Genomic DNA, 23,669 nt, shown 5'->3' on the forward strand with positions numbered 1-23,669 from the left:
TACCTCGATGTCGACTGTCGAACTGACCCGTTTCCGTGTGCTGCCGTCGCGCTCTGAGGAGCTGCTCGCGGCGCGCGCCGACATGCTCAAGGACTTCGAGGCGGACCGGGCCGGCTTCCTCGGTGCGCGGCTGGTGCAGCTCCCGGACAACGAATGGCTGGACATCGTTGACTGGGCGACCCCTGCGGATTTCGCTGCGTCTCGTGAAAAGGGCGCCAATCTGCCCGGTATCGCGCGTTTCTTCGCGGCGATCGACTCGCTCGTGGTCGCGGAGGAAGGCGTCAGCGCGGCGTAATTCGCCTGACAGCCCGCTGGGTGCGGTGCGACGGTGGCGGGATGGAGATCAGCGACATCCGGCCGGACGAGTACGACCGGGCGGCCGAGTTGTGGGAGGCGTCGGTCCGGGCGACGCATGCGTTCGTCACCGAGGCGGATCTCGACGTGTTCCGGCCGTTGGTGCGAGCGGCGTTCCCGGAGATCGCGCAGCTGGCCGGGTTGCGGGGCGACGACGGGCTGCTGATCGGGTTCATCGGGGTGGCGGACGGGAACGTCGAGATGCTGTTCCTCGACCCGGCGTACCGGGGGCGCGGCGGCGGGAGCTTGCTGCTGAAGCACGCGTTCACACACTTCGCCGCGACGTCGGTCGACGTCAACGAGCAGAACCCGTTGGCCGTTGGGTTCTACGAGCATCACGGCTTCCGACTCGTGTCCCGTAGTACGCACGACACGACCGGGAAGCCGTACCCGATCCTGCACCTGAAGCTTTAGCCGGCGACCTCCAGGATGTCGATCTCGGTGTACGGGTCGGCCTCGGCGAAGCGGAGGGCCCACTGGACGGCTTCCTCCTTGGTGTCGACGCGGATGATCGAGACGCCCGCGACGAGCTCCTTGGTTTCGGCGAACGGCCCGTCGATCACCCGCGGCTGACCCGGTGCGGGGAACGTCACCCGGGCGCCGCGGGAGCTCGGCATCAGGCCCTCGCCGAGCACCAGCACCCCGGCCTGACGCATCTCCTCGAGTACGGCGTCCGCCCGCTCGAGGATCTCCGGATCCGGCGGGTTCCCGGCCTCCAGACTGTCGTTGGTCTTGTGCAGCAGCATGTACCTCATAGCGCTGACCTTAGTGCCGTCCAGAACGCCGGCGGCACCTCATAGTCGTGCCACGCCGCGACCTCGGCGATCTCCCGCGGGCTTCGCGCTCCCACGACCACGGCTGGTACGGCGGGATGCGTCAGGGGGAACTGCAGCGCAGCAGCCAGCAGAGGTACGCCGTACGCGCTGCAGAGCTCCCGCAGTACGTCGATCCGCCGCAGCACGTCCCGCGGGACCCGCTCGTACCCGTGCGGCGCCCCGTCCGCGGTGTCGGCGAGCACCCCACCGTGAAACACCCCCGCGGCGAGCACAGCCACCCCAAGTTTCTCGCACAACGGCAACAACTCATCCGCCCCCGACTGATCCAGCAAGCTGTAACGCCCCGCCAACAAAATCACGTCCGGCCCATCCACCGCGGGCCCGCCGGGCCCTCCGCCGGGGTGTTCGCTTGGTGCTGTTGTGGTTTCGCGGAGGAAACGAGCTGCTACGTCGGCGTGGTTGACGCCGAGGGAGATGGCTCGGATCGTGCCTCGGCCGCGCAGTTCAACGAGCGCGCGGAACGCCTCGGTCGACGCGGTCGTGAAGTCCAGCTCCGGGTCGTGGATGTGCAGAACGTCGATCCGGTCGATCCCCATCCGTTCCAGACTCGCCTCGAACGACCGGATCGTCGCGTCGTACGAATAGTCCAACCGCGGCCCCACTCCAGCGGGCGGCTCCGCCCAGATCGGCTGCAGATCCGGCCCGCCCGGCTCGATCAGCCGCCCCACCTTCGTACACAGCACGAACTCGTCCCGCGGTCGCCCCCGCAACGCCAGCCCGGCCCGCTGCTCCGACAACCCGTACCCGTACACCGGGGCCGTGTCGAACAACCGCACGCCCAACTCCCAGGCCCGATCGATCGTCGCCACCGCCTGCCGCTCCGGCACCGCCGCGAACATCCCCCCGACGGACGCCAGCCCCAACCCCAACTCACTGACCCGCAACCCCGTCCGCCCGAGCTCCACCATCCGCATGGGGCAGACGCTAGATGCGAGCACCGACACTTGGAGGCGATCCCCAGCCCATCACAATCGCGCCGAGGACGGTCCCCGCCGCGGCGACCGGCCCTCGCGGTCCGATTGCGATGGCCTGGAGATCCCCACTTCAGGTTGACCCTTCCCTCGGTGCGTGCGGGCGCGCGACCATTCGGGGATGGGTGAGATCGCGGAGCGGTACCGGCGGCGGGCCGAGGCGTTCGAGCGGAAGGTCGCGGCGGTGCGTTCCGATCAGTGGGGGAACCAGTCACCGTGCGCCAAATGGACCGCGCGGGACGTGGTCGAGCACGTCGTCACGATGCACGCGGTGATGCTGACGCCGGTCGCGCGGAAGCTGGAGCCGGCGGACGACCCGCTCACCGCGTTCCAGGAGGCACGGGCCGCGATCGAGGACGTACTCGACGACCCGGTGGCCGCGCTGACCGAGACGCAGACCCCGGCCGGGCCGTTGACGACCGAGCAGCACATCGACCAGGTCGTGTCTGACGACCTCGTCCTACACGGCTGGGACCTGGCGCGCGCCACCGATCAGGACGAGACGATGGACCCGGCCGACGTCGCGCGGCTCTGGGCGACTGCGGTCGCGATCCCGCCGGAGCTGATGATGAAGTACCGGACGCCAGGTGCCTTCGGAGAGGGCATCGAGGTGTACGGCGCCGAAGTACCGGTCGAACCGGACGCCCCGCTACAGGACCGTCTACTCGGGTTGCTCGGCCGCGAGCCGTGACAGGGTGCTCGGCGCGTAGTAGCTGCTCGGGTCGTCGCACAGCGGTGCCTCGGTGAGTTGTCCAGGGCGAGACATCAGCAGCGCGTGACCCTTGGCGATCGCCGGGTCCAGGTACTCGTGGCCCGGGAGGTCCGCGACCGCCGTACGGCAGCCGAGCGCCATGCCCTCGAACAACGCGGTGGTCGAGACGCCGACCTGGTACGTCGCCGTCGCGAGCAGATCGAGCGTACTGCCGCCGGTCGAGAGCTGGACGCCGGCCGGAATCGTGTAGTCCTCGGCGCGCTCGCTCGGATGCAGACGGTAGAGAACCTCGAGGTCGGAGTGCTCCTTCGCGACTGCACCCGCGACCTCGACAAGCTCCGATCCGACCGTCCCCTGCGACAAGAACACAACGCGGCGCGGTTCCTTCGGACCAGGCGGCGGCAGGAACGGCGCGCCCATCACCTCGGTCCGCATCCCGGCGGCCAGGTCCGCGACATCGGTCCAGTACGACCCGAAGCACCACAGCTCGTCCGGCTGATCCGCGACCACGGGCCGGCTCGGGTAGCTGTACCCGAGGTGGAACGGGCTGATCGCGCCGTGCTGCAGCTCGACGACGCGGATCCCGAGATCGCGGGCGGCGCCAACGATGTGCTGGTGGAAGTACGCGACGACCAGGTAGACCGTCTTGATCCGGTGCTTCTTGAGGAGCGCGCGGTACAGGGCCCGCAGCCTCAGGTGCTTCGGGACCTCACGGGCCAGCAGCGCACCGATCGGGATCCGGACCCCGGTGAGTTTCTCGAGCGCGGTCGCGATGCCGCGGTCGTCGGCGGTACGGCGATGGACCGCGCCGGCGGCCGACGTGAAGAAGTCCAGGTTCTTGCTGCCCGGAAGCGGGGTGCCGTTGATCCCGGAGTCGAGGATCAGCGCGCGGTCGCCGAGCGCGGCGCGGAGCTCGTCGGTGTAGATCTCGACACCGTTCGGTTTCCGCGGATGCGGTACGACGAGCGCGTCGTACCGGCCGGGGAACGGGCTGCGCGTGGCAATCCCGGTCACGTGGCGAGCGACCAGGGCGGCCTTGTCGTACGGCGTACGGCGTACCGGATGCGGCGCGCCGTGGATCCCGGTGCGGCGGGTCAGCTCATGAAAGACGCGCATCCGGATGATCGGCCAGGGGTGCGCTCCCCGGATCTGCCACGCGAGCAGCTCCAGGTCCCGTTCCACCGTCCAGATCGCCCGGCACAGCTCCGCCACCGTCGGCCGAACCGTGCCGTTCCCGGTACTCGTCATGGTTGATCCCTACTATCCCCGCGAGACTCCCGACGCCCGAGAAGAACCGGCGGACTGCCTTCAGCAGGTGCGTCTTCCGGCCGAGCAGCAGCCCGGCGAGGGCGAACCCGATCGCCGAGATCACCCGGGCCGAAGCATAGGCCAGCACCAAGACGTAGCTGACTGCGCCCGGGCGGATCAACAGGCGGCTGATCGTGTCGCCGCTGCCCGAGCGGAAGGCCCGCCGTACCAGCCAGCGCAGCGTGGTGCGGCCGACCGGAACCTCCTCGGCGATGCAGGCCTCCTCGCACCAAACGATGCGGAAACCGGCGCGGTGCACGCGGAGGAAGAAGTGCAGGTCGCTGGAGCCGGTGTACCGGAACGCGGGATGGAAGCCCGGCGTGACGGCATGGTAGACGCGGCGGCTGACCAGCGTGTTGTTCGTGTACGCCTTGCGAAGCTCCTCGCCGGTGGTGTGCCGGCCGGTGGAGTCGTGTACGTCGCTGTAGGCGTTCCACGGCGGCGCGCCAGGCGGGAGATTGCCCTTCACCGGACCGGTGACGACGTCGGCGCCGGTGGACTCCCACGCCTGGAGCAGCGTTTTGAGCCAGCCTGGGGGCGCGGTCTCGTCGTCGTCCACGAAGATCAGCGCATCGTCGTTCCAGCACAGCTCGACGGAACGCTCCCGCGCGAAGGGGATCCCCGGCTCCGCTTCCACGACCGACTCGATCGGGTACGGCGTACCGTCCCCGAACTCCTCCAGCACCCGCGCAGCAGACCCTTCCGCGTCGTTGTCCACCACGACGATCCGGATCGCGTACTCCCCGCCCGAAGGCAGCTCCTGAGCCTGCAAACTCGTCAACAACCCCCGCAACAGAGCAGGTCGCCTGAAGGTAATCACCGCTATGGCGACACTCGTGCTCATGCCGCCCGAGACTATCGGTCCCTACCCACAACCGCCCATCCAACGCGTGTGACATTCCCAGTCCCCGCCTCGCGCCGCCGCGAAGCTGGAACAACCGCCGGCGACTGGAAACAAGCAATTGCCTGTCTCCAGTCCCCGTCGTGTGTTCCCACCGGGACGGTCAGGTGGGTGCGGGGGTCGCCGGGGTCCAGTGCGGCGACGGAGATCTGGATGTCGGCCGGCTTGGCCGTCCGGGCTGGGAACAAGTGGTGGGTTCTGGGGACAGGGGATTACCTGTCTCCGGGTCCCGCGGGGTGTTCTTGGTTCCGTCCGGTGGCGGGTGTGACGGAGATGAGGGGGAGGCCGAGGTCGCGGATTCGGGCGAGTAGGCCGTGGAGCTCGGACTGGTCCGTGATCGGGCCGCGGAGGGTGGTGGTGTCGTCGGGCTCGGGGATGAGCGTGAAGTCGGCGAACCAGCCGGACCAGCTCGGGTCGAGTCGCCCGGCGACCCGGACCTCGTAGACGGTCAACTCCCGACCGCAACCGGCTGCCGCACCGATGTCGTGGTGCGCCAGAGCGAGTAGCCGAGGGCGATCATCGCGATGCCGTTCGGGTAGGCCAGCAGGCGGTAGAGCGAGTCCGGCGCCACGGCCAGTGCTGCGGTGACGAGACCGCCGGCGGCCAGTAGTAGCGGCGCCCAGCGGGCCAGGACGTGAGCGCGGTACAGCGCGATCCCGAAGACGAGTCCGCCGGCCAGGTACGCGAAGCCCTGCAGCTTCAGGACCGCGCCGAGCGGCCCGATGTCGCCGACGGGCGATCCGTTGCTCGCGGCTTCGAGGACGTCGCGGACGTACCCGGGATTCGTGTCGGCGATCGACGGCAGCACGTAGCCGGACACGAAGGTGGTGCTCAGGATCGACAGGTAGCCGGCGCCGAGTACGACGTACCCGATCAGTCCGAGCAGGCCGTTCCGCCGGATCTGGCTCAGGTACAGGCCGGTGATCCCGACCAGCGCCAGCGCGGCCATCACCAGCTTCAGCGTGTTCCGTACGGCGACCTCGGTCGTGACGATCGTCGTGACGTCCAGGTGCGGGTGCCCGATCTGCACCCCGATGAAGATTGCTCCGGCAGCGACTGCGGCGGCGCCGGCGGCCCGGGTCAGTGTGGTTGCGGTGATGATCATTTCCAAGCCCCTCGTTCGTGGTAATCGGAACGTAGGCCGCGACATGTGGAGTAGGCGTCACCACATGTGGTGATTCAGGTGGTGACTAGTGCAGGCCGCGTTCGCGCGCACGGCGTACGGCGCCGGAGCGGTTGGTTGCACCGAGCTTGGTGAAGATGCGTTTCGTGTGGGTGCGCAACGTGTTCAACGAGACGTACAGCCGCCGGGCGATCTCCGGGCCGGTGAGCTCGGTGTCGAGGAGCCGCAGTACGTCGAGTTCGCGCTCGGTCAGCGGGTCCGGCAGAGTCGTTGACGAGAGCAGTCAGCGCAGCCGTCGTCGATACGTCGGCCGCGGGCGGCGCGACCCGGATGCCAGGCAGGGCCGCCCAGAGGTGAGCCAGGAACCGCGGAAGTGCGTTGTCGCCGTCGTCGAGCGACAGCCAGCCCACCCGCTCATGACCGGCCGCCCACTCCGCGACGAGGGTCGTCTTGCCGAAACCGGCCGGTGCGGAGACCAGAGCGAGCCGATGGCCGGGCTCCAGAGTGCGGTCCAGCCGCTCCACCAGCCACGGTCGCGCCACCAGCCCGGACCGCCGAGCCGGCGCGAACAGTTTCGTGGCGAGCACCGTGGTCGACACCTAGGGATCATAGAACCTGTAACGCCGAGGGTGCCTCCAACGATTTAAGGCCTGGACCGAATACGGTCGGTTCACTCAACTTGGGGGTCCCCCGTTGTCCCGTCCCACTCAATTGCTGCGCCTGGCCCTGCCCGCGGCCCTCGTCGCAGCCGGCTTGGTCGCCCTCTCCGGATCGTCCGGCACCGCCGCGGTCTCGGCCGAGCCGAACGTGCCGCACGCGAAGTTCCGGCCTAGCACTGCCAACGGACCCGCGTACGACGCCAAGTCCGTGATCGTGAAGTTCAAGCCGAAGGCAACCACCTCGGCCCGGAAGGCCGCGCTGGCGAAGGCCAAGGGCACGCCTGACGTGTCCGTCACGTCCGATGTCGTCACCGTGACCGGTGACACCCCGGCGCCCGAGCTGCTGAAGAAGGTCAAGGCCGACCCGTCGGTCGAGCTTGCCTCGCTCAACTACGTCCGGCAGAAGTCCGCGACCCCGAACGACTGGCTGTACACGAACTACCAGAAGTACCTGTCGACCGTCCGCGTCAACAGCGCCTGGGACCTCTCGAAGACCGCCGGAGACCAGACGATCGGTGTCCTCGACACCGGTGTCGACGCCGGCCACCCGGACCTGGTCGGTCACCTGCTGCCCGGCTACAACACGTTCAACACGGCCCTGCCGCCGAACGACGGCGACGGCCACGGTACGGCGGTGACCGGCATCATCGCGGCCGGTACCAGCAACGGGATCGGCGTCGCCGGTGTCGCCTGGAGCGCGAAGGTCCGCCCGGTCAAGGTCCTCGACGACAACGGCTCGGGCGACGACTCGAACCTGATCAACGGCATCAACTGGGCGGTCAAGAACAAAGTCCGGGTGATCAACATGTCGCTCGGCGGCGAGGGTGACAACCCCGTCCTGCACCAGGCGATCCAGACCGCGGTCAACGCCGGCGTCGTCCTGGTCGCCGCGGCCGGCAACACCGGCGGCGACTCGTCGAACCACTTCCCGGGGGCATACCCAGAGGTCCTTTCGGTCGGCGCCACCAACCAGGCCGGCGTACTGACCAGCTTCAGCAGCTACGGCGACGCGGTCGACATCGCCGCCCCCGGCTACGACATCACGAGCACCGCGCCCCGCGCGAAGACCCCGGCCGGCTACGAGCCGTACCTGCTCGGCCTCGCCGGTACGTCGTTCTCGTCCCCGATCGTCGCCGGCGTCGCCGCCCTGGTCCGCAACAAGTGGCCGTCGTACACCCCCGCCCAGGTGATGGCGCGACTGAAGGCCACCGCCCGCGACGCAGGCCCACGCGGCACCGACCCGTACTACGGCGCCGGCATCCTCGACGCGTACCAGGCCCTCGGCGGCAAGTGGACCACCGACTTCCCGCAGGGCGCCGCAGACAAGAACGACCAGCCTTCCCGCGCGGGTGAGCTGATCGCCGGAGTCGCGGTCTCGTCGACGATCAGCGTCGAAGGCGACGTCGACTGGTACAAGCTGCCGACGGACTACGCCCACCAGGTCCGCATCGACGTCACCGGGCAGATGTTCGACTCGGGCGCCTTTGCCCAGAACTTCGGCCCGGTCGTGTCGGCGTACGACGAGAACCTCAAGCCGCTGGCCTTCGTGCAGAAGCCGGAGCCCCCGACGGACAGCCAGGGGTACGAGATCCCGCAGCCGCTGACCGCATCGACGTACGTCACCGTCCCGGCCGGACCCATGTACGTCGCCGTCCGGAACGCCAACGGGTCGCGGGACAGCCGCACGTACTCGCTGAAGCTCACGAACGCCGACGGCACCCCTGGCGCGGAGGCGATCGATGCGTACCCGGTCCGGGACGCGCTGCCGGGGAATCTGTCCTCCGGCGTCTCGGTCCTGGTCAAGCCCACGATCACCTTCCCGCGGAACGTCGACGAGAACAGCGTCGCCAACGGCGGCGTGAAACTGCTCAACGGCAAGACCGGTGCGGTGATTCCGGCGACCGTCTCGTACGACCCGGCCATCCGCCGGGCGGAGATCACGCCGGCGTCCCCGTTGGCCGAGGCAACGCCGTTCCGGATCGTCGCCGACGGTGTCGTCTCGCTCGATCCGACGGTGCCGATGGTGCCGTTCACCTCGGTGTTCAGCACGGAGGACCTCGTTCCGCAGAAGGTGCAGCTCGTCGGGGTCGGCGCCTACCTGGCCGCCAACCTGTCGTGGACGATCCCGCCGACCACGGACCTCGATCAGGTGATCATCCGGCGGAACGTCGGGAGCAAGGCGCCGACGCCGACGACCGGGACGCTCGTGTACGCGGGCACCGGGGAGTCGGTGAAGAACACCGGGCTCGCGCAAGGTACGACGTACACGTATGCCGCCTGGATCAAGGACCGCGCCGGGCACTACAGCGCCCAGCCCGCGGTCAAGCAACTGCTCGGGATGAAGTCGGGTATCAGCGTGACGTCGACGCTGATCAACTACGGCGGGGCGATCACGATCAAGGGCAGCACGCTGCGGATCGACAACGTCGCGTACGCCGGGTTGCCGGTGAACGTGTACGTGCGGCCGAAGACGTCCTCGAAGTTCACCTTGCTGGCGGCGCTCAAGACGTCGTCGACCGGGACGCTTGCAGTGACGCACAAGCCGCTCGTGTCGTCGGTCTACATGCTGACGTTCCCGGGCAATGCGACCCTGATGGGCACCCGTACCGTCGACGTCACCGTCCAGGTCAAGCCGACGATCTCGGCCACGCTGTCCCCGGCCTCGATCCGCCTCGGCGGCACAACCGCCTTCACCGGCTACGTCGCCCCGGCGCACGCCGGCCACACCGTCTACCTGCAGCAGTACGGCAGCAAGGTCTGGAAGTCGATCGCCTCGGTGAAGCTGAGCACCTCAGGCAAGTACGCCTTCGGCATCAAACCCGCCATCCGCGGCCAGATCGCCTACCGCGTCTACTTCCCCGGCGACACCGACCACGCCCCGACGTACACCATCAACAAGATCGTCACCATCAGCTGACGGTCACTTGGGGAGGATTCTGTGCCGATCCGGGGACAGGATCCTCCCCACCTTCATCTCCCGGTGTTGTACCTGTGGGTACAGTGGGGTGGGTGGAGACGGTGGAGCGGTTGATTCGTAGTACGCAGGAGTTGTTGTGGGAGCGGGGGTATGTGGGGACCTCGCCGAAGGCGATTCAGCGGGCTGCGGATGCGGGGCAGGGCAGCATGTATCACCACTTCACCGGGAAGGCGGAGCTGGCGAAGGCCGCGATCGAGCGGTCGGGGGCCGAGTTGCGGGCGGCTGCCGAGCTGCAGTTGGCCGGCGACGGTACGGCGGCTGAGCGGATCAGCGCGTATCTCGGGCGGGAGCGGGACGTGCTGCGCGGGTGTCAGGTCGGCCGGCTGGCAGCGGATCCAGATGTGGTTGCGGATCCGGAGTTGCGGGCACCGGTCGCGGAGACGTTCGAGTGGTTGCGGGGCAGGCTCGCTGAGGTGGTTGCTGAGGGCAAACGTACGGGCGAGTTCCCGGAGTCGCTCGACCCGGAGCGGACCGCTGCGACGATCGCCGCCGTACTGCAGGGCGGGTATGTGCTCGCCCGTGCGGCCGGATCGACCGAACCGTTCGAGCTTGCCGTCCAGGGGCTCGTCGACTTGTTGGGAGCGAAATGAAGATCGGTGCGGTGTTCCCGCAGCTCGAGGTCGGCGCCGACCCGAAGACAGTGCGCGACTGGGCGAGGACCGTGGAGGACGCCGGGTACAGTCACGTGCTCGCCTACGACCACGTGCTCGGCGCGGACCCGGCGAACCGCCCAGGATGGACCGGATACACCGACAAGTCCTTGTTTCACGAGGTTTTCGTCCTCTTCGGGTACCTGGCCGCGATCACCACGGAGCTCGAGCTCGTCACCGGCGTACTCGTCCTCCCGCAGCGCCAGACCGCGTTGGTCGCGAAGCAGGCGGCCGAGGTCGACCTACTGAGCGGCGGCCGGCTCCGCCTCGGCGTCGGCATCGGCTGGAACCACGTCGAGTACCAGGCCCTCGGCGTACCCTTCAAGCAGCGCGGCGCCGTGCTGGAGGAGCAGGTCGACGTACTGCGGAAGCTCTGGGCAGATCCCGTGATCTCGGTCAACGGCAAGTATCACGAGATCGAGGAGGCCGGCCTGAATCCCTTGCCCGACAGGAAAATCCCGATCTGGTTCGGCGGCAGCGCAGACGCCGTACTGCGCCGCACCGGGCGGATCGGCGACGGCTGGATGCCGCAATCCGCGCCGGACGAGAAAGCTCGCCAGCAGATCGCGACGATCCGCAAGGCCGCGGAAGCAGCCGGCCGCGACCCACAATCCATCGGCATCGAAGCGAGACTGACGCTCGCCGCCGTACCAGAACAGGACTGGCGCTCCTTCGCCGACGCCTGGCGAGACCTCGGCGCAACCCACCTCTGCGTCAACACCATGAACCTAGGCCTCTCCGACCCGGAGGAGCACGCCCAGCTCCTCCGCGACGTACTACCGCGCCTCCGCGACTGACGGCACGAACGGGGCGAACGGGCTGCTACGGAACCACCCCGGGAACTCCTTGCACAGCCGCGGCGGTCCGACCAGCTCGACGCGCCCGGTTCGGATCGCGCTCGGGTAGGTCAGCTGCTTCAGATGCAGGTCGACGAGCGTCGAGGCATCGGTCCGGCAGACCAGGTCCTCGGCGTACCCGCTGGACCTGCTGCACAGCTCGGGTTGGGGTCGTCGCAGGAGCAGCCAGTACTGCTCCGCCGGACGGTCGCGCAGTTCGAACCTGATCACCGTCGTCCCGTCCGGGATCCTGTCCAGGTCCACGAGTTTCATCGTTGCCCAGAGCACGTAGGCCGGCTCCAGATGACCCGGCTCGATCTCCAGCCAGCGCGCACCCCACTGGCCCATCGCGTCGAGCACCGGGCGCAGTGCCTGCCCCCTGTCGGTCAGCTGGTACGTGACCGCTCGTCCGTCGACGGTACGGCGGAGTACGCCGTGCCGCTCGAGTACGTCGAGACGCTGGGCGAGGAGCGCCGTCGAGATCCCGGGTGCCCCTTGGCGGATCTCGTTGAACGTGCGGCAGCCGTTCAGCAGATTGCGGACGATGATCGGCGTCCACCGTTCCGCCAGCAGCTCGGAGCTCCTGGCGATCGGACAGAACTGGCCGTATCCGCGCACACCTTCAGCGTCGTCCGCCCGCAGCCGGATGGCAACTTCAGAATTTGATATTGCCTGACACCCCGGGCCGGACGACTGTGGGAGCAATCGAGCAGGAGGCGGTGGGGACGATGACAGGTCAGGCGCATGTGGTGACGAAGGATGCCGGGCGGACCGTGGATCTCGGGGTGGCCCGGATGCGGGTGCTGGCCGATGATGCCGTCACGCCGACGTTCTCGTTGACCGAGTTCGCCGGGGAGGCCGAAGGTGCGTGGACGGTCCCGCATCTGCACCACGGGTTCGAGGAGTCGTTCTTCGTGCTGGAGGGTGAGTTCACCTTCACGGTCGGCGGTGAGCCGGTAGTGGCCGGCGCCGGAACCTATGTCCTGGTTCCGAAGGACACCGCGCACACGATCACCGCCGGCCGCGGCGGCGGGCGCTTCCTGACCCTGATGGTCCCGGGCGGTCTGGAGAAGATGTTCCTCGAGCTCGGCGAACTCCCACCGAACGCGGTCACCGACCCGGTGGCCCGGAAGGCCGTCTCAGCCCGCTACGACTCGATCCCGGTCTAGATGCGCCGGTGAGCCGTTGAGCCGCGGATCACCAAGGGGCACGGGAGAGTGATCACTTCGGTCGGACGATCGGGGTTCGCGATGCGCTCCCGTAGCAGGTCGATGCCGGTCTCCACGATGGTGTGGATCGGCTGCTCCACCGAGGTGAGGTCGAAGGCTTCCCAGGCGGCCATTTCGGTGTTGTCGAAGCCGATGACCCAGACGTCGTCGGGGACGTGGGCGCCGACCGCGCGGGCGCCGTCGAGGATGCCGAACGCGAGGAGGTCGGTGACGGTGAAGATCGCGGTCGGTGGCTTCTTGCGGGAGAGGAGTTTTTCCGCGGCTGCGTGGCCGTCCGCGTGCGGTACGCCGACCGTGACGATGTTGCTCGGCTTGAGCTTCACCCCGGCGTCGGCGAGGGCGGCGCGGAAACCCTGGTCGCGGTCGCGGGACGTGGTGCCGGTGGGGGTGAGGGTGACCAGTCCGATGTCGGTGTGGCCGGCGTCGACCAGGTACCGGCCGGCGTCGTACGCGCCCTGCCAGTTGTCGCCGATGACCTGGTCGCAGTCGAGCCCGTCGATCCCGCGGTGCAGCAGGACCGTCGGTGTCCCGGACGCCAGCGCCATCGTGTGCAGCCTCGAGTCGAACGTCGCCGACGTCAGCAGGAACCCGTCGACGAGGCGCTGCTGGAGCACCTCCGCGACCGTCTCCTCGGGATCGTGCTCGATGTTCCAGAGGATCATGTGCAGGCCGATCGAGCTCAGCACCCGGCCGATCTCGTCGAGCAGTTCGGCGTGGAACGGGCTGGTCACCCGCGTCATGAACACGCCGATGGTGTCGGTCCGGCCGGTCTTCATCGCGCGGGCCAGTGCGTTCGGCGTGTAGTTCGCGTCCTTCAGCACCTGCAGGACGCGGGCCCTGGTCTCCGGGTTGACCTTCGGGTTGTTGGTCAGCACCCGTGACACCGTCGCCTGCGACACCCCGGCCAGACGTGCCAGGTCGCGGCTCGTCGGTGGTCGTGTCATCGTCCGCCTCCCCTCGTGGTCTCCGAACCCTACTCAAGAGTGTCCGCACGAGGCGTTGACCACGCCAAGGGACCTGTGTATACGTATTCAGTATCTGGAAGTGTATACGTATTCATCCCTCGCGGATGGGAGATTCCGGTGCAGACCAACCTCTCCAACCTGAACCGCCGCAGGTTTCTCGCCGGTCTGACGGGCCTGACGGCCGCCGGTCTGCTGGCCGGCTGCGGTGGCAACGGCAGTGCAAGCGGTGGTGGCGGCAAGAAAGGCCTGACCTTCCTCAACTGGGAGCAGGTCAAGGGCAACCCGCTGGAGCAGGCGATCCAGGCGTTCGAGAAGGAGTCCGGAACGCAGGTCACCATCCAGCCCGCGGTCACCCAGGAGTACGACACCAAGATGCGCACCCTGATCGCCGGTGGCAGTCCGCCGGACGTGATGCGGATCAACGACGACTTCGTCCGCGGCTTCTCGCAGCAGGGGGCGCTGCTGGACCTGAAGCCCTACATCGAGAAGGACAAGCTCGACACGTCGCAGTACGCCAAGGAGACGTTCGAGTTCCCCCTGCAGCCGGACGGTTCGCACACCGCGTGGGTGCTCGGGTACCAGCCGCGGCTGATCTTCTACAACGTCGATCTGTTCAAGCAGGCCGGCGTACCGCTGCCGCCGACGACCTGGTCGTCGGCGGGCTGGACCTGGCCCGATTTCGAAGCGGCCGCGAAGAAACTCACCGACCCGGCGAAGAAGCAGTACGGCGCTCTCGTGTACCTGGACACCGGCTACGAGCAGACGTTCACCGTCAACCACGGCAGCGAGACCGGCATCTTCTCCAAGGACGGCACCCAGTTCACGCTGCCCGGGTCGAAGGAGGTCGAGGCGCTGCAGTGGGCGACCGACCTGACCTGCAAGGACCAGGTGCAGCCGCCGTGGTCGATGCTGCAGCAGGACAACGTGCAGAACCAGATGTTCGCCCAGGGAAAGATCGCGATGATGTTCGCGACCTTCGGGACGGTTCCGTACCTGCGGTCCGCGGTCAAGGACTTCACCTGGGACGTCGCTCCGCCGCCCGCTGACGTGGCGCAGAAGACCGAGTCGAGCGTGATCGTGTTCTGCGTCCCGAAGAAGGCGAAGAACCCGGACCAGGCATGGGACCTGCTCAAGTACCTCGCGAGTGAGGACGGCGGCAAGATCCTGCTCCAGGGCGGCGCGTTCACGCCGATCAACCTGAAGGCCGCGGCCGAGCTGGCGCCGAACGGCAAGGCGCCCGCGCATATCGGGCTGTTCGCCGAGGCGGCGAAGCACCTCACCGCGACCAATCAGACGAAGAACACGATCGGCGCCCGCGAGCTGTACCGGCCGGCGCTCGACACCGCCTACAACTGCGAGAAACCCGTCGGCGACGTGCTCCAGGGCGTCAAGTCCCAGGTGGAGAACGCCTTGAAGGGTTGATGTCGATGGCAACCATCACGATGACGCGGAACCGCGGCACCGTCCAGGTCGCCGACGTACGCCGGGCGCGGCGCCGGCAGAATCTCACCGGCTGGTTGTTCATCAGCCCGATCGTGGTCGGCGTCGTGGCGTTCCAGTTCTTCCCGATCCTGGTCTCGATGGCCGCCTCGCTGACCGACTGGAACGGCATCGCGGCGCCGAAGTTCGTCGGGCTGAAGAACTTCACCGAGATGTTCAGCGACGATCCGTTGTTCCTGCAGACCTTCAAGAACACGGTGTACTTCACGCTGGCGAGCATCCCGTTGACGATCGGCATCGGCCTGGTGCTGGCGTTGCTGTGCGCCCGCCCGATCCGCGGCGTCGCGTTCTTCCGGACGGCGTACTTCGCGCCGTACGTGACCAATGTGGTGGCGATCGGGTTCGTCTGGTTCTGGTTCTTCCAGCCGGACAACGGGGTGATCAACGGGTTGCTCGACCAGGTCGGGATTCACGGTCCGCAGTGGCTGTCGAGCTCGAGCTGGGCGATGCCGGCGGTGATCATGGTCAGCGTCTGGCAGGGCATCGGGTACCCGATGATCATCCTGCTCGCCGGGCTGCAGGGGCTGCCGAGCGAGTACTACGAGTCCGCGAAGCTCGACGGGGCGAGCGCGTGGCAGCGGCTGCGGTTCATCACGCTGCCGCTGCTGACACCGCATTTTCTGTTCCTGCTGATCACCCAGTTCATCACGTCGTTCCAGGTGTTCGGCCTGATCTACGTGATGACCAAGGGCGGGCCCGGCCACGCCACCAGCGTGTACATCTTCAACATCTACCAGAACGCGTTCAGCTACGGGAAGGTCGGCTACGCCTCGGCGATGGCGTGGATCCTCTTCGCGGTGATCGCGGCCGTCACCTACCTGCAGTGGAAGCTGCAGAGGAGGTGGGTGTTCTACGCATGAGACTCGTCTCCAAGACCTCGCAGTACGTCGTGATGTCCTTGTTCGCACTCGTTTTCCTCGCGCCGCTGGTGTGGATGATCAGCGCCTCGCTCCGGCCGGAGGCGAAGGTGCTGAGCGTGCCGCCGAAGTTCCTGCCGACGGACGCGCACTGGGACAACTACCGGCAGGTGTTCGAGCTGATCCCGGTGTTCCTCTGGAACAGCGTGAAACTCGCCGGGCTGAACGTGATCGGGATCCTGATCGTCGCGTCGATGGCCGGCTACGCGTTCGCGCGGCTGAAGTTCGCCGGCCGGGACGCGGCGTTCATGGTGCTGCTCGCCACCTCGATCATCCCGGGCATCGCGTACCTGATCCCGCAGTACATCGTTTTCCGGCAGATCGGGTGGGTGGACACGCAGTACCCGCTGTGGGTGCCGAAGGTGCTCACGCCGGTGTTCGCGACATTCCTGATGCGGCAGTCGTTCCTGACCGTTCCGCAGGAGCTCGAGGACGCGGGCAAGATCGACGGGGCGTCCACGTTCGGCATCTACTGGCGGATCATGCTGCCGCAGACCAAACCGGCGCTGGCCGCGATCGGGGTGTTCACGTTCCTGGAGTCGTGGAACGACCTGTTCGGCCCGCTGATCTACATCAATTCCGAGAACCTGCAGACGCTGCCGGTGGCGCTGGCCCAGTTCCAGGGCGAGTACTTCACCCAGATCAGTCTGCTGATGTGCGGTGCGACGATTTCCGTCGTACCGGTGATCGCCGTCTTCCTCTTTGCCCAGCGCTATTTCATCCAAGGCATCACGATGACAGGAATGAAGGGGTGAGCACCGTGCCGGACCGGCTCGTTGCCATGCAGATCGGAGCGGTTTCGTTCGTCGACGAAGGCGTCGACCAGACACTCGACATCCTGGCCGGACGCGGCGCGGTGAACGCGCTGTTCCTGGCCACGCCGACCTGGACCCGGGGGACCGGCGGGCGGCAGATCCCCGGCCATCCGATCCCCGACCACGGCGGAGCGGAGTACGACCTCGGCTGGGTCGGCGGGAACTACGCGACCCCGCACCCGCAGTACTACGGAAATACCGTGCTCGGCGCGGTCGGAAAGGCGCCGGAAAATCCGGAATTCGATTTGCTCGGTGAGGTGATCCCGAAGGCCCGCGAGCGCGGGATGAAGTCGTTCGCCTGGATGGAGGAGAGCGGGGGCGCGCGCGAGCTGCGGACCTACCCGAACTTCGCCAAGGTGCTCGAGGTCGACGCGTGGGGACGGCCGGGGCGGCGGCCGTGCTTCAACAACCCGGACTACCGCAACTGGCACCTGGGATTCGTCGAGGATTACGTGCAGAGCTACCAGCTCGACGGCCTGGCCTGGTGTTCGGAGCGGCCCGGGCCGCTGAACATGCTGATGCAGGGCACGGTCGACGTCGCCGAGATCGGTTGCTTCTGCACGCACTGCCGGCGGATCGCCCGCGAACGGGGCATCGATGTCGACCGTGCGCTGCGTGGGTACCGCGAGCTGGTCGACTGGAACCAGCGGGTCGGCGCCGGTGAGCGCCCGGTGGACGGCGCGTTCGTGACGTTCTGGCGGATCCTGCTGAACTTCCCCGAGGTTCTGGCCTGGCAGACGTTGTGGACCGAGAGCCAGCAGCAGTTGTACCGCGACATCTACGGCGTGGCCAAGGCGATCTCGCCCGAGGTGCAGGTGGGGTGGCACGTCTACCACAACATCTCGTTCAGCCCGTTCTACCGGGCGGATCAGGACTACGCCGAGATGGCGAAGTTCTCGGACTTCGTCAAGGTCGTCATCTACAACAACTGCGCGGGGCCGCGGTTCTTCACCTGGGTCAAGAGCATCTGCGGTGCGCTGTTCGCCGACGCCGAGCCGGAGGACGTCTACCCGCTGATGATGAAGCTGCTGCAGCTCGACGAAGGAGACTACGAGAAGCTGCCGCAGACCGGATTCACCGCGGACTACGTACGGCGGGAGACCGAGCGGGCCGTCGCGGGCGTCGGCGGGCAGAGCAAGATCTACCCGGGCATCGACATCGACATCCCGGTCGGGGTCGCGAAACAGCGCGGGCTGGAGTCGCCGCGGGACCTCGGCACCAAGATCAACTGGGACGACAACGAGGGCGAACTGACCCGGTGCACCCGGGAGTCCGTGCGGGACGCGACGCTGGCCGCGTTCGAGGGTGGCGCGGAGGGTGTCGTACTGAGCCGGAAATACTCGGAAATGCTGCTGGAGAATCTTTCCGGCGCGGGCGACGCGATCCGGAGTCTCGCGTGAAGCCTTGGTACCAAAGGACCTTGCGGTGGGCGCAGACCAACCTCACCGAGAAGGACCCGGCGCGGTACGACGCCGAGTGGTGGCGGGAGCACTGGCGGCGTACGAAGATCCAAGGGGTGATCGTCAACGCCGGCGGTATCGTCGCGTACTACCCGAGCAAGTTCGAGCTGCACCACCGGGCGGAGTACCTCGGCGATCGCGACCTGTACGGCGAGATCGTCGACCTGGCCCGGCAGGACGGTCTGACGGTGCTCGCCCGGATGGACTCCAACCGGGCCCACCAGCCCTTGTACGACGCACACCCGGACTGGTTCGCGGTTGATGCCGACGGCAACCCCTATCGGGCCGGTCGCCTGTACGTCGCCTGCGTCACCGGCCCGTATTACCAGGAATTCCTGACCGGGATCCTCGAAGAGATCATCGAGCGCAGCGCCCCGGACGGTCTGACCGACAACAGCTGGAGCGGTCTCGGACGGGACTCGATCTGCTACTGCCCGAACTGCCGAGACAGCTTCGGCCAGGAACTGCCGGCCGCCCCGGACTGGACGGATCCGGTTTACAAGCAATGGATTCGCTGGAGTTACGACCGGCGGCTGGCGGTCTGGGATCTGAACAACGAAGTGACCCGCCGCGCGGGCGGCCCGGACTGCTTGTGGATCGGGATGAACGGGGGCGAGGTCGTTGCGCAGAGCAAGAGACTGCGCGACGACGTCGAGATCTGCAAGCGGGCGTCGATCTTCCTGCTGGACTCGCAGTGGCGGCACGAGGAGTCCGGATTCCAGGCCAACGCGGACGCCGGCAAACGCCTCCACGGGTTGCTCGGGCCGGAAACACTGATTCCGGAAAGTACTGCAATGTACGACGCTGGCGTTCCGACGTTCCGGCTCGGGAGCAAACCCGAACCGGAGGCGCGGATGTGGGCGATCGAGGGCTGGGCCGGCGGGATCCAGCCGTGGTGGCACCATATCGGCTCGGTGCACGACGACCGGCGGCAATACGCGACGGCGCAGCCGCTCTTCGAGTGGCACCAACAACACGAGGAGTTCCTGGTCGATCGCGAGCCGGTCGCCACGGTCGGGCTGCTGTGGAGCCAACGCAGCGTGGACTTCCACGGAAAAGCTGATCCCGAGGCGGTGAGTCAGCTGCCCTACCGCGGCTGGGTGGATGCGCTTGTCAGGGCCCGCATCCCGTACCTGCCGACGACTGAGGTAGATGAGCGCTTCCAGGTGCTTGTCGTGCCCAACGTGGGGGTGCTGACCGACGAGCAGATCGCACAGCTGCAGGCGTACAGCGGTCGTCTTGTTGTTACTGGGGAATCGGGGCTCTACGACGAGTGGGGTGATCGCCGGGACGACTGGGTGCTGGGTGATCTGCTGGGCGTACGGCACACGGGCAAGCGGCTCGGTGACGGGACGGTGACGGACTGGGAGAACTACGACAGCCACAGCTACCTGCGGATCGAAGACCGATCGGTTTTCGACGGTGACACCGACGTCCTGCCGTTCGGCGGGCAGTTGGAGGTCGTCGAGTCCCAGGCGCGGAAAGCGTTGTCGTGGATTCCGCCGTTCCCGATCTACCCGCCGGAGAAGTCGTGGATGGAGGAGCCGCGCAGCGACGTACCGGCGCTGGTCCTCGGTGAACGTACGGCGTACCTCGCGGCCGACCTGGACCGGTTGTACGCGAAGTACCACCACCCCGACCACGGACAGGTCCTGGCCAACCTCGTCCGCCATAACAGCCCGCTACATGTCGAAGGGGCCGGCGTCCTGGATTGCCAGCTGTACCGGCAGGGCGACCGGCACGTGCTGCACCTGGTCAACCTCGATCAAGGCGGCGCCTGGCGCGGTCGCCTGCAGGAGCTGACGCCCGCCGGTCCCTTCACGATCAAACTCAAAGTGAGCGGATCCCGGGCGCGGCTGCTCGTCTCGGGCGGTGAGGTGGACGTGCAGGAGCAGGACGGCTGGATTACGGTCGGGGTAGACCGGATCACCGATCACGAAGTCGTAGTACTTGATTAAGGAGTTCCCTGTGGCAGTCGAGGTCAGCGGCCCGATGGGCGAGCGGTACGACGAGATCCTCACCGAGCGTGCGCTCGGACTGATCGAGACGCTGCACCGTGCGTACGACGGGCGGCGGCGGGAGCTGCTCGAGCGGCGTGCGCAGCGGGTCGCGGAGATCGCGGCCGGCGCCTCGCTGGGATTCCTGGCGGACACGAAGGACGTCCGGGACGACCCGGAGTGGCGGGTCGCGCCCGCCGCTCCGGGGCTGATCGACCGACGGGTGGAGATCACCGGGCCGACCGACCGGAAGATGACGATCAACGCGCTGAACTCAGGCGCCAAGGTCTGGCTCGCCGACCAGGAAGACGCGAACACGCCAACCTGGGAAAACGTTGTCGGCGGCCAGCTCAATCTGCTCGACGCGATCACCCGGCGCATCGACTTCAGCACCGACACGAAGAGCTACGAGCTGAAGCCGGACGAGGAGCTCGCGACCATCGTCGTACGGCCGCGCGGCTGGCACCTGCCGGAGAAGCACATCCTCGTCGACGGCGAGGAGACGTCCGGCTCGCTGGTCGACTTCGCGCTGTACTTCGCGGCGTGCGCGCAGCTGCAGCTCGTCCGCGGCCAGGGACCGTACTTCTACCTGCCGAAGATGGAGTCGCACCTCGAAGCGCGGCTCTGGAACGACGTGTTCGTGACCGCGCAGGACGAGCTCGGGATCCCGCGCGGGACGATCCGCGCCACGGTGCTGATCGAGACGTACCCGGCCGCGTTCGAGATGGAAGAGATCCTGTACGAGCTGCGGGACCACTCCGCCGGACTGAACGCGGGTCGCTGGGACTACATGTTCAGCGTGATCAAGACGCACCGCACCCGCGGCAAGGACTTCCAGCTGCCGGACCGGAACAGCGTGACGATGACGGTGCCGTTCATGCGCGCGTACACCGAGCTGCTGGTGCGGACCTGTCACAAGCGCGGCGCGCACGCGATCGGCGGGATGGCGGCGTTCATCCCGAGCAAGGACCCGGCGGTGAACGAGCAGGCGTTCGCGAAGGTCGAGGCCGACAAGACCCGCGAGGCCGGCGACGGCTTCGACGGTTCGTGGGTCGCGCACCCGGGGATGGTCGAGACCTGCCGGAAGGTGTTCGACTCGGTCCTCGGCGAGCGTCCGAACCAGGTCGACAAGCTCCGCGAGGACGTCTCGGTGACCGCTGAGCAGCTGCTGGACGTCGCGGCCACCCCTGGCGAGGTGACCGAGGCAGGCCTCCGCAGCAACGTCAGTGTCGCCATCCAGTATCTGGCCGCCTGGCTCGACGGCACCGGCGCCGTCGGCATCTTCAACCTGATGGAGGACGCCGCCACCGCCGAGATCTCCCGGTCGCAGATCTGGCAGTGGCGCCGCAACCAGGTCACCCTCGACTCCGGCGATACGGTCACCACCGAATTGGTCGAACGCATCGCCGACGAGGAGATCGGCAAACTCGGTTCGCCGGAGCGCTACGACGCGGCCCGTGCCCTGTTCCTGGAGGTAGCACTCGCCGACGAGTACGTCGACTTCCTGACGCTCCCGGCGTACGAACGCTTCAGCTGACCCGAGTCTGCCGCTAGGGGGAGACCGATCTAGATCAATTTCGGTAATGGCCGTAAAGCGTTGACATCGACGCTCGTACGGCCCTACGGTCGCGCCATAAGTCGAGTTCAGGACGCCAGAAAGGCGACACTCCATGGCCAAACGCGCGAGCTCGGTTCCCCCTGTCGGCCAGACGCGGCGCGACTTCCTGCGACTGTCCGGTCTGACCATGGCCGCCATCGGCGGTAGTTGGTCGCTGACCGGTTGCGGTCTGTTCGGTGACGAGACCAAGGCGGCCGACGGCCAGTCGACGCTGAAGATCGATTACGTACCGGTCGAGGTGCTGGACCCGCAGGTGATCACCAACGGCATGTGGATCCTCAGCCGGGGGATCTCCGAGGGCCTGGTGACCCAGAACGAGAAGGGCGATGGCGTGCTGCCGGCCGTCGCTTCCGAATGGAAGGTGTCTGACGACCACCTGACCTACACCTTCACGCTGCGCGACAACGCCCAGTGGTCCGACGGCAAGCCCGTTGTGGCACAGGACTTCGAGCGGACCTACAAGCGGCTGTTCACCCCGGCGGCGACGTCCGCCGGCGGTACGACGCTCGGCGCGAACAGCTACCAGGTCTCGACCGGGATCAAGGGTGGCAAGGACTTCCTGGCCGGCGTACTGACGGACTGGGCGCAGGTCGGCGTGAAGGCGAACGGTGACCACGAGCTCGTGCTCACCCTGTCGAACCCCAACCCGGACTTCCTGCTGGCGCTGACCCACCCGGCGATGCTGCCGCTGCCGATGGACCTGGTCGAGAGCAAGCCGAAGGACTGGCAGAACCCGCCGAACTACGTGTCCAACGGGCCGTACACGGTGACCGAGTGGGTCCAGAACTCGAAGCTGATCCTCGTGCCGAACGAGAAGTATTGGGACCGCGGCAACGTCAAGCTCGGACGGATCCAGGTCAACCTGGTCGAGCCCAGTGCGGCCGCGACCGCGACCGTGGCCTACGAGAACGGCGAGACCGATCTGGTGCAGCTGGCCGGACCCGATGTACTGCGGTTCCAGAAGGACGCGAACCTGTCGAAGGAGCTCGAGCAGACCGAGAACTACAGCATCCTCTACCTCGCGAAACTGCGCAGCCAGCACCCGGCAATGGAGGACGTCCGGGTCCGGAAAGCGTTGTCGCTGGCGCTCGACCGCAAGACCCTCGCGGGCGTGCAGCCCGGTCAGGAGCCTGGGGTCTCGTTGGTGACGAGCCGGACCGGAGGCTGGGACGCAAGCCTCGGGATCAAGGAGGACGTCGCCGAGGCGAAGCGGCTGCTCGCCGAGGCCGGTTATCCGAACGGCCAGGGCCTGCCGCCGGTGCGGATCCTCGTCGGCGTACCGGACACCACTCTCGCCGACGCGATGGTGGACAGCTGGACCAAGCAGCTCGGCATCAAGGCGAGTGTCGACCACGTCGAGTCCGGCGTGTACACCGAGCGGCGCTGGCAGGTTCAGAAGGGCAACTACATCGGCTTCTACTACGGCACGTTCGCCGGGCTGCCGACGTGGCCGACGATGGTCGGTTCGCTCTGGTCGCCGAAGAACGTGCAGGAGATCAGCCTGCCGAGCGACCAGTGGCAGAAGTACCAGAGCCTGCAGGACGACAAGAACCTCAAGCCGGCGGAGAAGACCGCGCAGCTCAACGCCATCCTCGCCGGGCATGCCACGGCGCCCGCGAAGGAAATCGGTACGCTGGTCGACAAGGCCAACACCGAGCCGGACGACGCGAAGCGGATGGATCTGTACAAGCAGGCCGCGAAGCTGCGCGAGGAGCAGTACCTGTACCTGCCGGTGCTCTGGCTGAGCCTCTTCCACGCGGTCAAGCCGAAGGTGCACGGGCTGCAACTGCGGGCCTATCCGGACTACTTCTACCTCAAGTCGCTGAGCGTAGGGAGCTGAC

23 protein-coding genes are annotated in these 23,669 nt (G+C 67.4%); 14 read left to right on the plus strand and 9 right to left on the minus strand.

The window, feature by feature from the left end; translation table 11 throughout:
* Positions 1-7: 7 nt before the first annotated feature.
* Together ACLJOO_RS21975 and ACLJOO_RS21980 are read left to right on the plus strand one after the other, a co-directional pair.
* Complete coding sequence (locus ACLJOO_RS21975) at positions 8-295, plus strand: hypothetical protein (protein ID WP_410789125.1); 288 nt, start codon at positions 8-10, stop codon at positions 293-295.
* A gap of 41 nt (positions 296-336) precedes the next feature.
* Entirely contained in the window at positions 337-768 is a 432-nt protein-coding gene (locus ACLJOO_RS21980) for a GNAT family N-acetyltransferase (protein WP_410789126.1), read from the plus strand.
* Here ACLJOO_RS21980 and ACLJOO_RS21985 read toward each other — a convergent pair.
* Entirely contained in the window at positions 765-1,109 is a 345-nt protein-coding gene (locus ACLJOO_RS21985) for a YciI family protein (RefSeq protein WP_133787581.1), read from the minus strand. The two genes, ACLJOO_RS21980 and ACLJOO_RS21985, sit on opposite strands and share 4 nt — an antisense overlap.
* The gene (locus ACLJOO_RS21990) at positions 1,106-2,104 is read right to left on the minus strand and encodes an aldo/keto reductase (RefSeq protein WP_410789127.1); all 999 of its coding nucleotides are present in this window, start codon (positions 2,102-2,104) and stop codon (positions 1,106-1,108) included. The genes ACLJOO_RS21985 and ACLJOO_RS21990 overlap by 4 nt, the downstream gene beginning before the upstream one ends.
* A 178-nt stretch (positions 2,105-2,282) precedes the next feature.
* Here ACLJOO_RS21990 and ACLJOO_RS21995 point away from each other — a divergent pair, with 178 nt between their 5' ends.
* Entirely contained in the window at positions 2,283-2,852 is a 570-nt protein-coding gene (locus tag ACLJOO_RS21995; protein WP_410789128.1) for a TIGR03086 family metal-binding protein, read from the plus strand.
* On the opposite strand, the gene ACLJOO_RS22000 is transcribed toward ACLJOO_RS21995, so the two are convergent.
* The 5 genes from ACLJOO_RS22000 to ACLJOO_RS22020 all read right to left on the minus strand — a co-directional run bounded on the left by ACLJOO_RS22000 (position 2,823) and on the right by ACLJOO_RS22020 (position 6,488).
* Positions 2,823-3,989: a hypothetical protein gene (locus tag ACLJOO_RS22000; RefSeq protein ID WP_410789950.1), complete on the minus strand. Its 1,167-nt coding sequence runs from the start codon at positions 3,987-3,989 to the stop codon at positions 2,823-2,825. The two genes, ACLJOO_RS21995 and ACLJOO_RS22000, sit on opposite strands and share 30 nt — an antisense overlap.
* A complete protein-coding gene (locus ACLJOO_RS22005; RefSeq protein ID WP_410789130.1) occupies positions 3,973-5,025 on the minus strand; it encodes a glycosyltransferase in 1,053 nt (350 codons plus the stop codon). Before ACLJOO_RS22005 ends, ACLJOO_RS22000 begins: the two co-directional genes overlap by 17 nt.
* Positions 5,026-5,294: 269 nt before the next feature.
* Positions 5,295-5,534: a hypothetical protein gene (locus ACLJOO_RS22010; protein WP_410789132.1), complete on the minus strand. Its 240-nt coding sequence runs from the start codon at positions 5,532-5,534 to the stop codon at positions 5,295-5,297.
* Positions 5,531-6,187: a hypothetical protein gene (locus ACLJOO_RS22015; RefSeq protein ID WP_410789133.1), complete on the minus strand. Its 657-nt coding sequence runs from the start codon at positions 6,185-6,187 to the stop codon at positions 5,531-5,533. The genes ACLJOO_RS22010 and ACLJOO_RS22015 overlap by 4 nt, the downstream gene beginning before the upstream one ends.
* A gap of 85 nt (positions 6,188-6,272) precedes the next feature.
* Positions 6,273-6,488 (minus strand): response regulator transcription factor, encoded by a 216-nt coding sequence (locus tag ACLJOO_RS22020; protein ID WP_410789951.1) that lies wholly within the window; start codon positions 6,486-6,488, stop codon positions 6,273-6,275.
* Between the two features lie 410 nt (positions 6,489-6,898).
* Between ACLJOO_RS22020 and ACLJOO_RS22025 the strand changes: the two genes are divergently transcribed.
* The 3 genes from ACLJOO_RS22025 (at position 6,899) to ACLJOO_RS22035 (ending at position 11,288) form a co-directional block, all read left to right on the plus strand.
* Positions 6,899-9,781, plus strand: a complete 2,883-nt coding sequence (locus ACLJOO_RS22025) for a S8 family serine peptidase (RefSeq protein ID WP_410789135.1) — start codon at positions 6,899-6,901, stop codon at positions 9,779-9,781.
* Positions 9,782-9,873: 92 nt separating this feature from the next.
* Positions 9,874-10,431, plus strand: coding sequence for a TetR/AcrR family transcriptional regulator (locus ACLJOO_RS22030; RefSeq protein WP_410789136.1), 558 nt, complete (start codon positions 9,874-9,876; stop codon positions 10,429-10,431).
* Complete coding sequence (locus ACLJOO_RS22035) at positions 10,428-11,288, plus strand: LLM class F420-dependent oxidoreductase (RefSeq protein ID WP_410789137.1); 861 nt, start codon at positions 10,428-10,430, stop codon at positions 11,286-11,288. Before ACLJOO_RS22030 ends, ACLJOO_RS22035 begins: the two co-directional genes overlap by 4 nt.
* Here ACLJOO_RS22035 and ACLJOO_RS22040 read toward each other — a convergent pair.
* Positions 11,268-11,945 carry a winged helix-turn-helix transcriptional regulator gene (locus ACLJOO_RS22040; RefSeq protein ID WP_410789138.1) on the minus strand — a complete coding sequence of 226 codons (678 nt, stop codon included), beginning with the start codon at positions 11,943-11,945 and terminating at the stop codon, positions 11,268-11,270. The two genes, ACLJOO_RS22035 and ACLJOO_RS22040, sit on opposite strands and share 21 nt — an antisense overlap.
* 50 nt (positions 11,946-11,995) lie before the next feature.
* Here ACLJOO_RS22040 and ACLJOO_RS22045 point away from each other — a divergent pair, with 50 nt between their 5' ends.
* Positions 11,996-12,496 carry a cupin domain-containing protein gene (locus ACLJOO_RS22045; protein WP_410789140.1) on the plus strand — a complete coding sequence of 167 codons (501 nt, stop codon included), beginning with the start codon at positions 11,996-11,998 and terminating at the stop codon, positions 12,494-12,496.
* Here the strand turns inward: ACLJOO_RS22045 and ACLJOO_RS22050 are convergent.
* Positions 12,493-13,500, minus strand: coding sequence for a LacI family DNA-binding transcriptional regulator (locus ACLJOO_RS22050; RefSeq protein WP_410789142.1), 1,008 nt, complete (start codon positions 13,498-13,500; stop codon positions 12,493-12,495). The two genes, ACLJOO_RS22045 and ACLJOO_RS22050, sit on opposite strands and share 4 nt — an antisense overlap.
* Positions 13,501-13,638: 138 nt before the next feature.
* Between ACLJOO_RS22050 and ACLJOO_RS22055 the strand changes: the two genes are divergently transcribed.
* From ACLJOO_RS22055 to ACLJOO_RS22085, 7 genes are all read left to right on the plus strand, one after another.
* Positions 13,639-14,943, plus strand: a complete 1,305-nt coding sequence (locus ACLJOO_RS22055) for an ABC transporter substrate-binding protein (protein WP_410789144.1) — start codon at positions 13,639-13,641, stop codon at positions 14,941-14,943.
* Positions 14,944-14,948: 5 nt separating this feature from the next.
* Positions 14,949-15,881 carry a carbohydrate ABC transporter permease gene (locus ACLJOO_RS22060; protein ID WP_410789146.1) on the plus strand — a complete coding sequence of 311 codons (933 nt, stop codon included), beginning with the start codon at positions 14,949-14,951 and terminating at the stop codon, positions 15,879-15,881.
* Complete coding sequence (locus ACLJOO_RS22065; RefSeq protein ID WP_410789147.1) at positions 15,878-16,693, plus strand: carbohydrate ABC transporter permease; 816 nt, start codon at positions 15,878-15,880, stop codon at positions 16,691-16,693. The genes ACLJOO_RS22060 and ACLJOO_RS22065 overlap by 4 nt, the downstream gene beginning before the upstream one ends.
* Positions 16,690-18,153, plus strand: a complete 1,464-nt coding sequence (locus tag ACLJOO_RS22070) for a hypothetical protein (RefSeq protein WP_410789149.1) — start codon at positions 16,690-16,692, stop codon at positions 18,151-18,153. The genes ACLJOO_RS22065 and ACLJOO_RS22070 overlap by 4 nt, the downstream gene beginning before the upstream one ends.
* The gene (locus tag ACLJOO_RS22075) at positions 18,150-20,171 is read left to right on the plus strand and encodes a beta-galactosidase (RefSeq protein WP_410789151.1); all 2,022 of its coding nucleotides are present in this window, start codon (positions 18,150-18,152) and stop codon (positions 20,169-20,171) included. Before ACLJOO_RS22070 ends, ACLJOO_RS22075 begins: the two co-directional genes overlap by 4 nt.
* A 10-nt stretch (positions 20,172-20,181) precedes the next feature.
* Positions 20,182-21,747, plus strand: a complete 1,566-nt coding sequence (gene aceB, locus ACLJOO_RS22080; protein WP_410789153.1) for a malate synthase A — start codon at positions 20,182-20,184, stop codon at positions 21,745-21,747.
* Positions 21,748-21,880: 133 nt separating this feature from the next.
* Positions 21,881-23,668 carry a peptide ABC transporter substrate-binding protein gene (locus ACLJOO_RS22085; protein ID WP_410789154.1) on the plus strand — a complete coding sequence of 596 codons (1,788 nt, stop codon included), beginning with the start codon at positions 21,881-21,883 and terminating at the stop codon, positions 23,666-23,668.
* Position 23,669 lies beyond the last annotated feature (1 nt).

The organism is Kribbella sp. C-35 (assembly GCF_046549195.1).
GTDB lineage: Bacteria > Actinomycetota > Actinomycetes > Propionibacteriales > Kribbellaceae > Kribbella.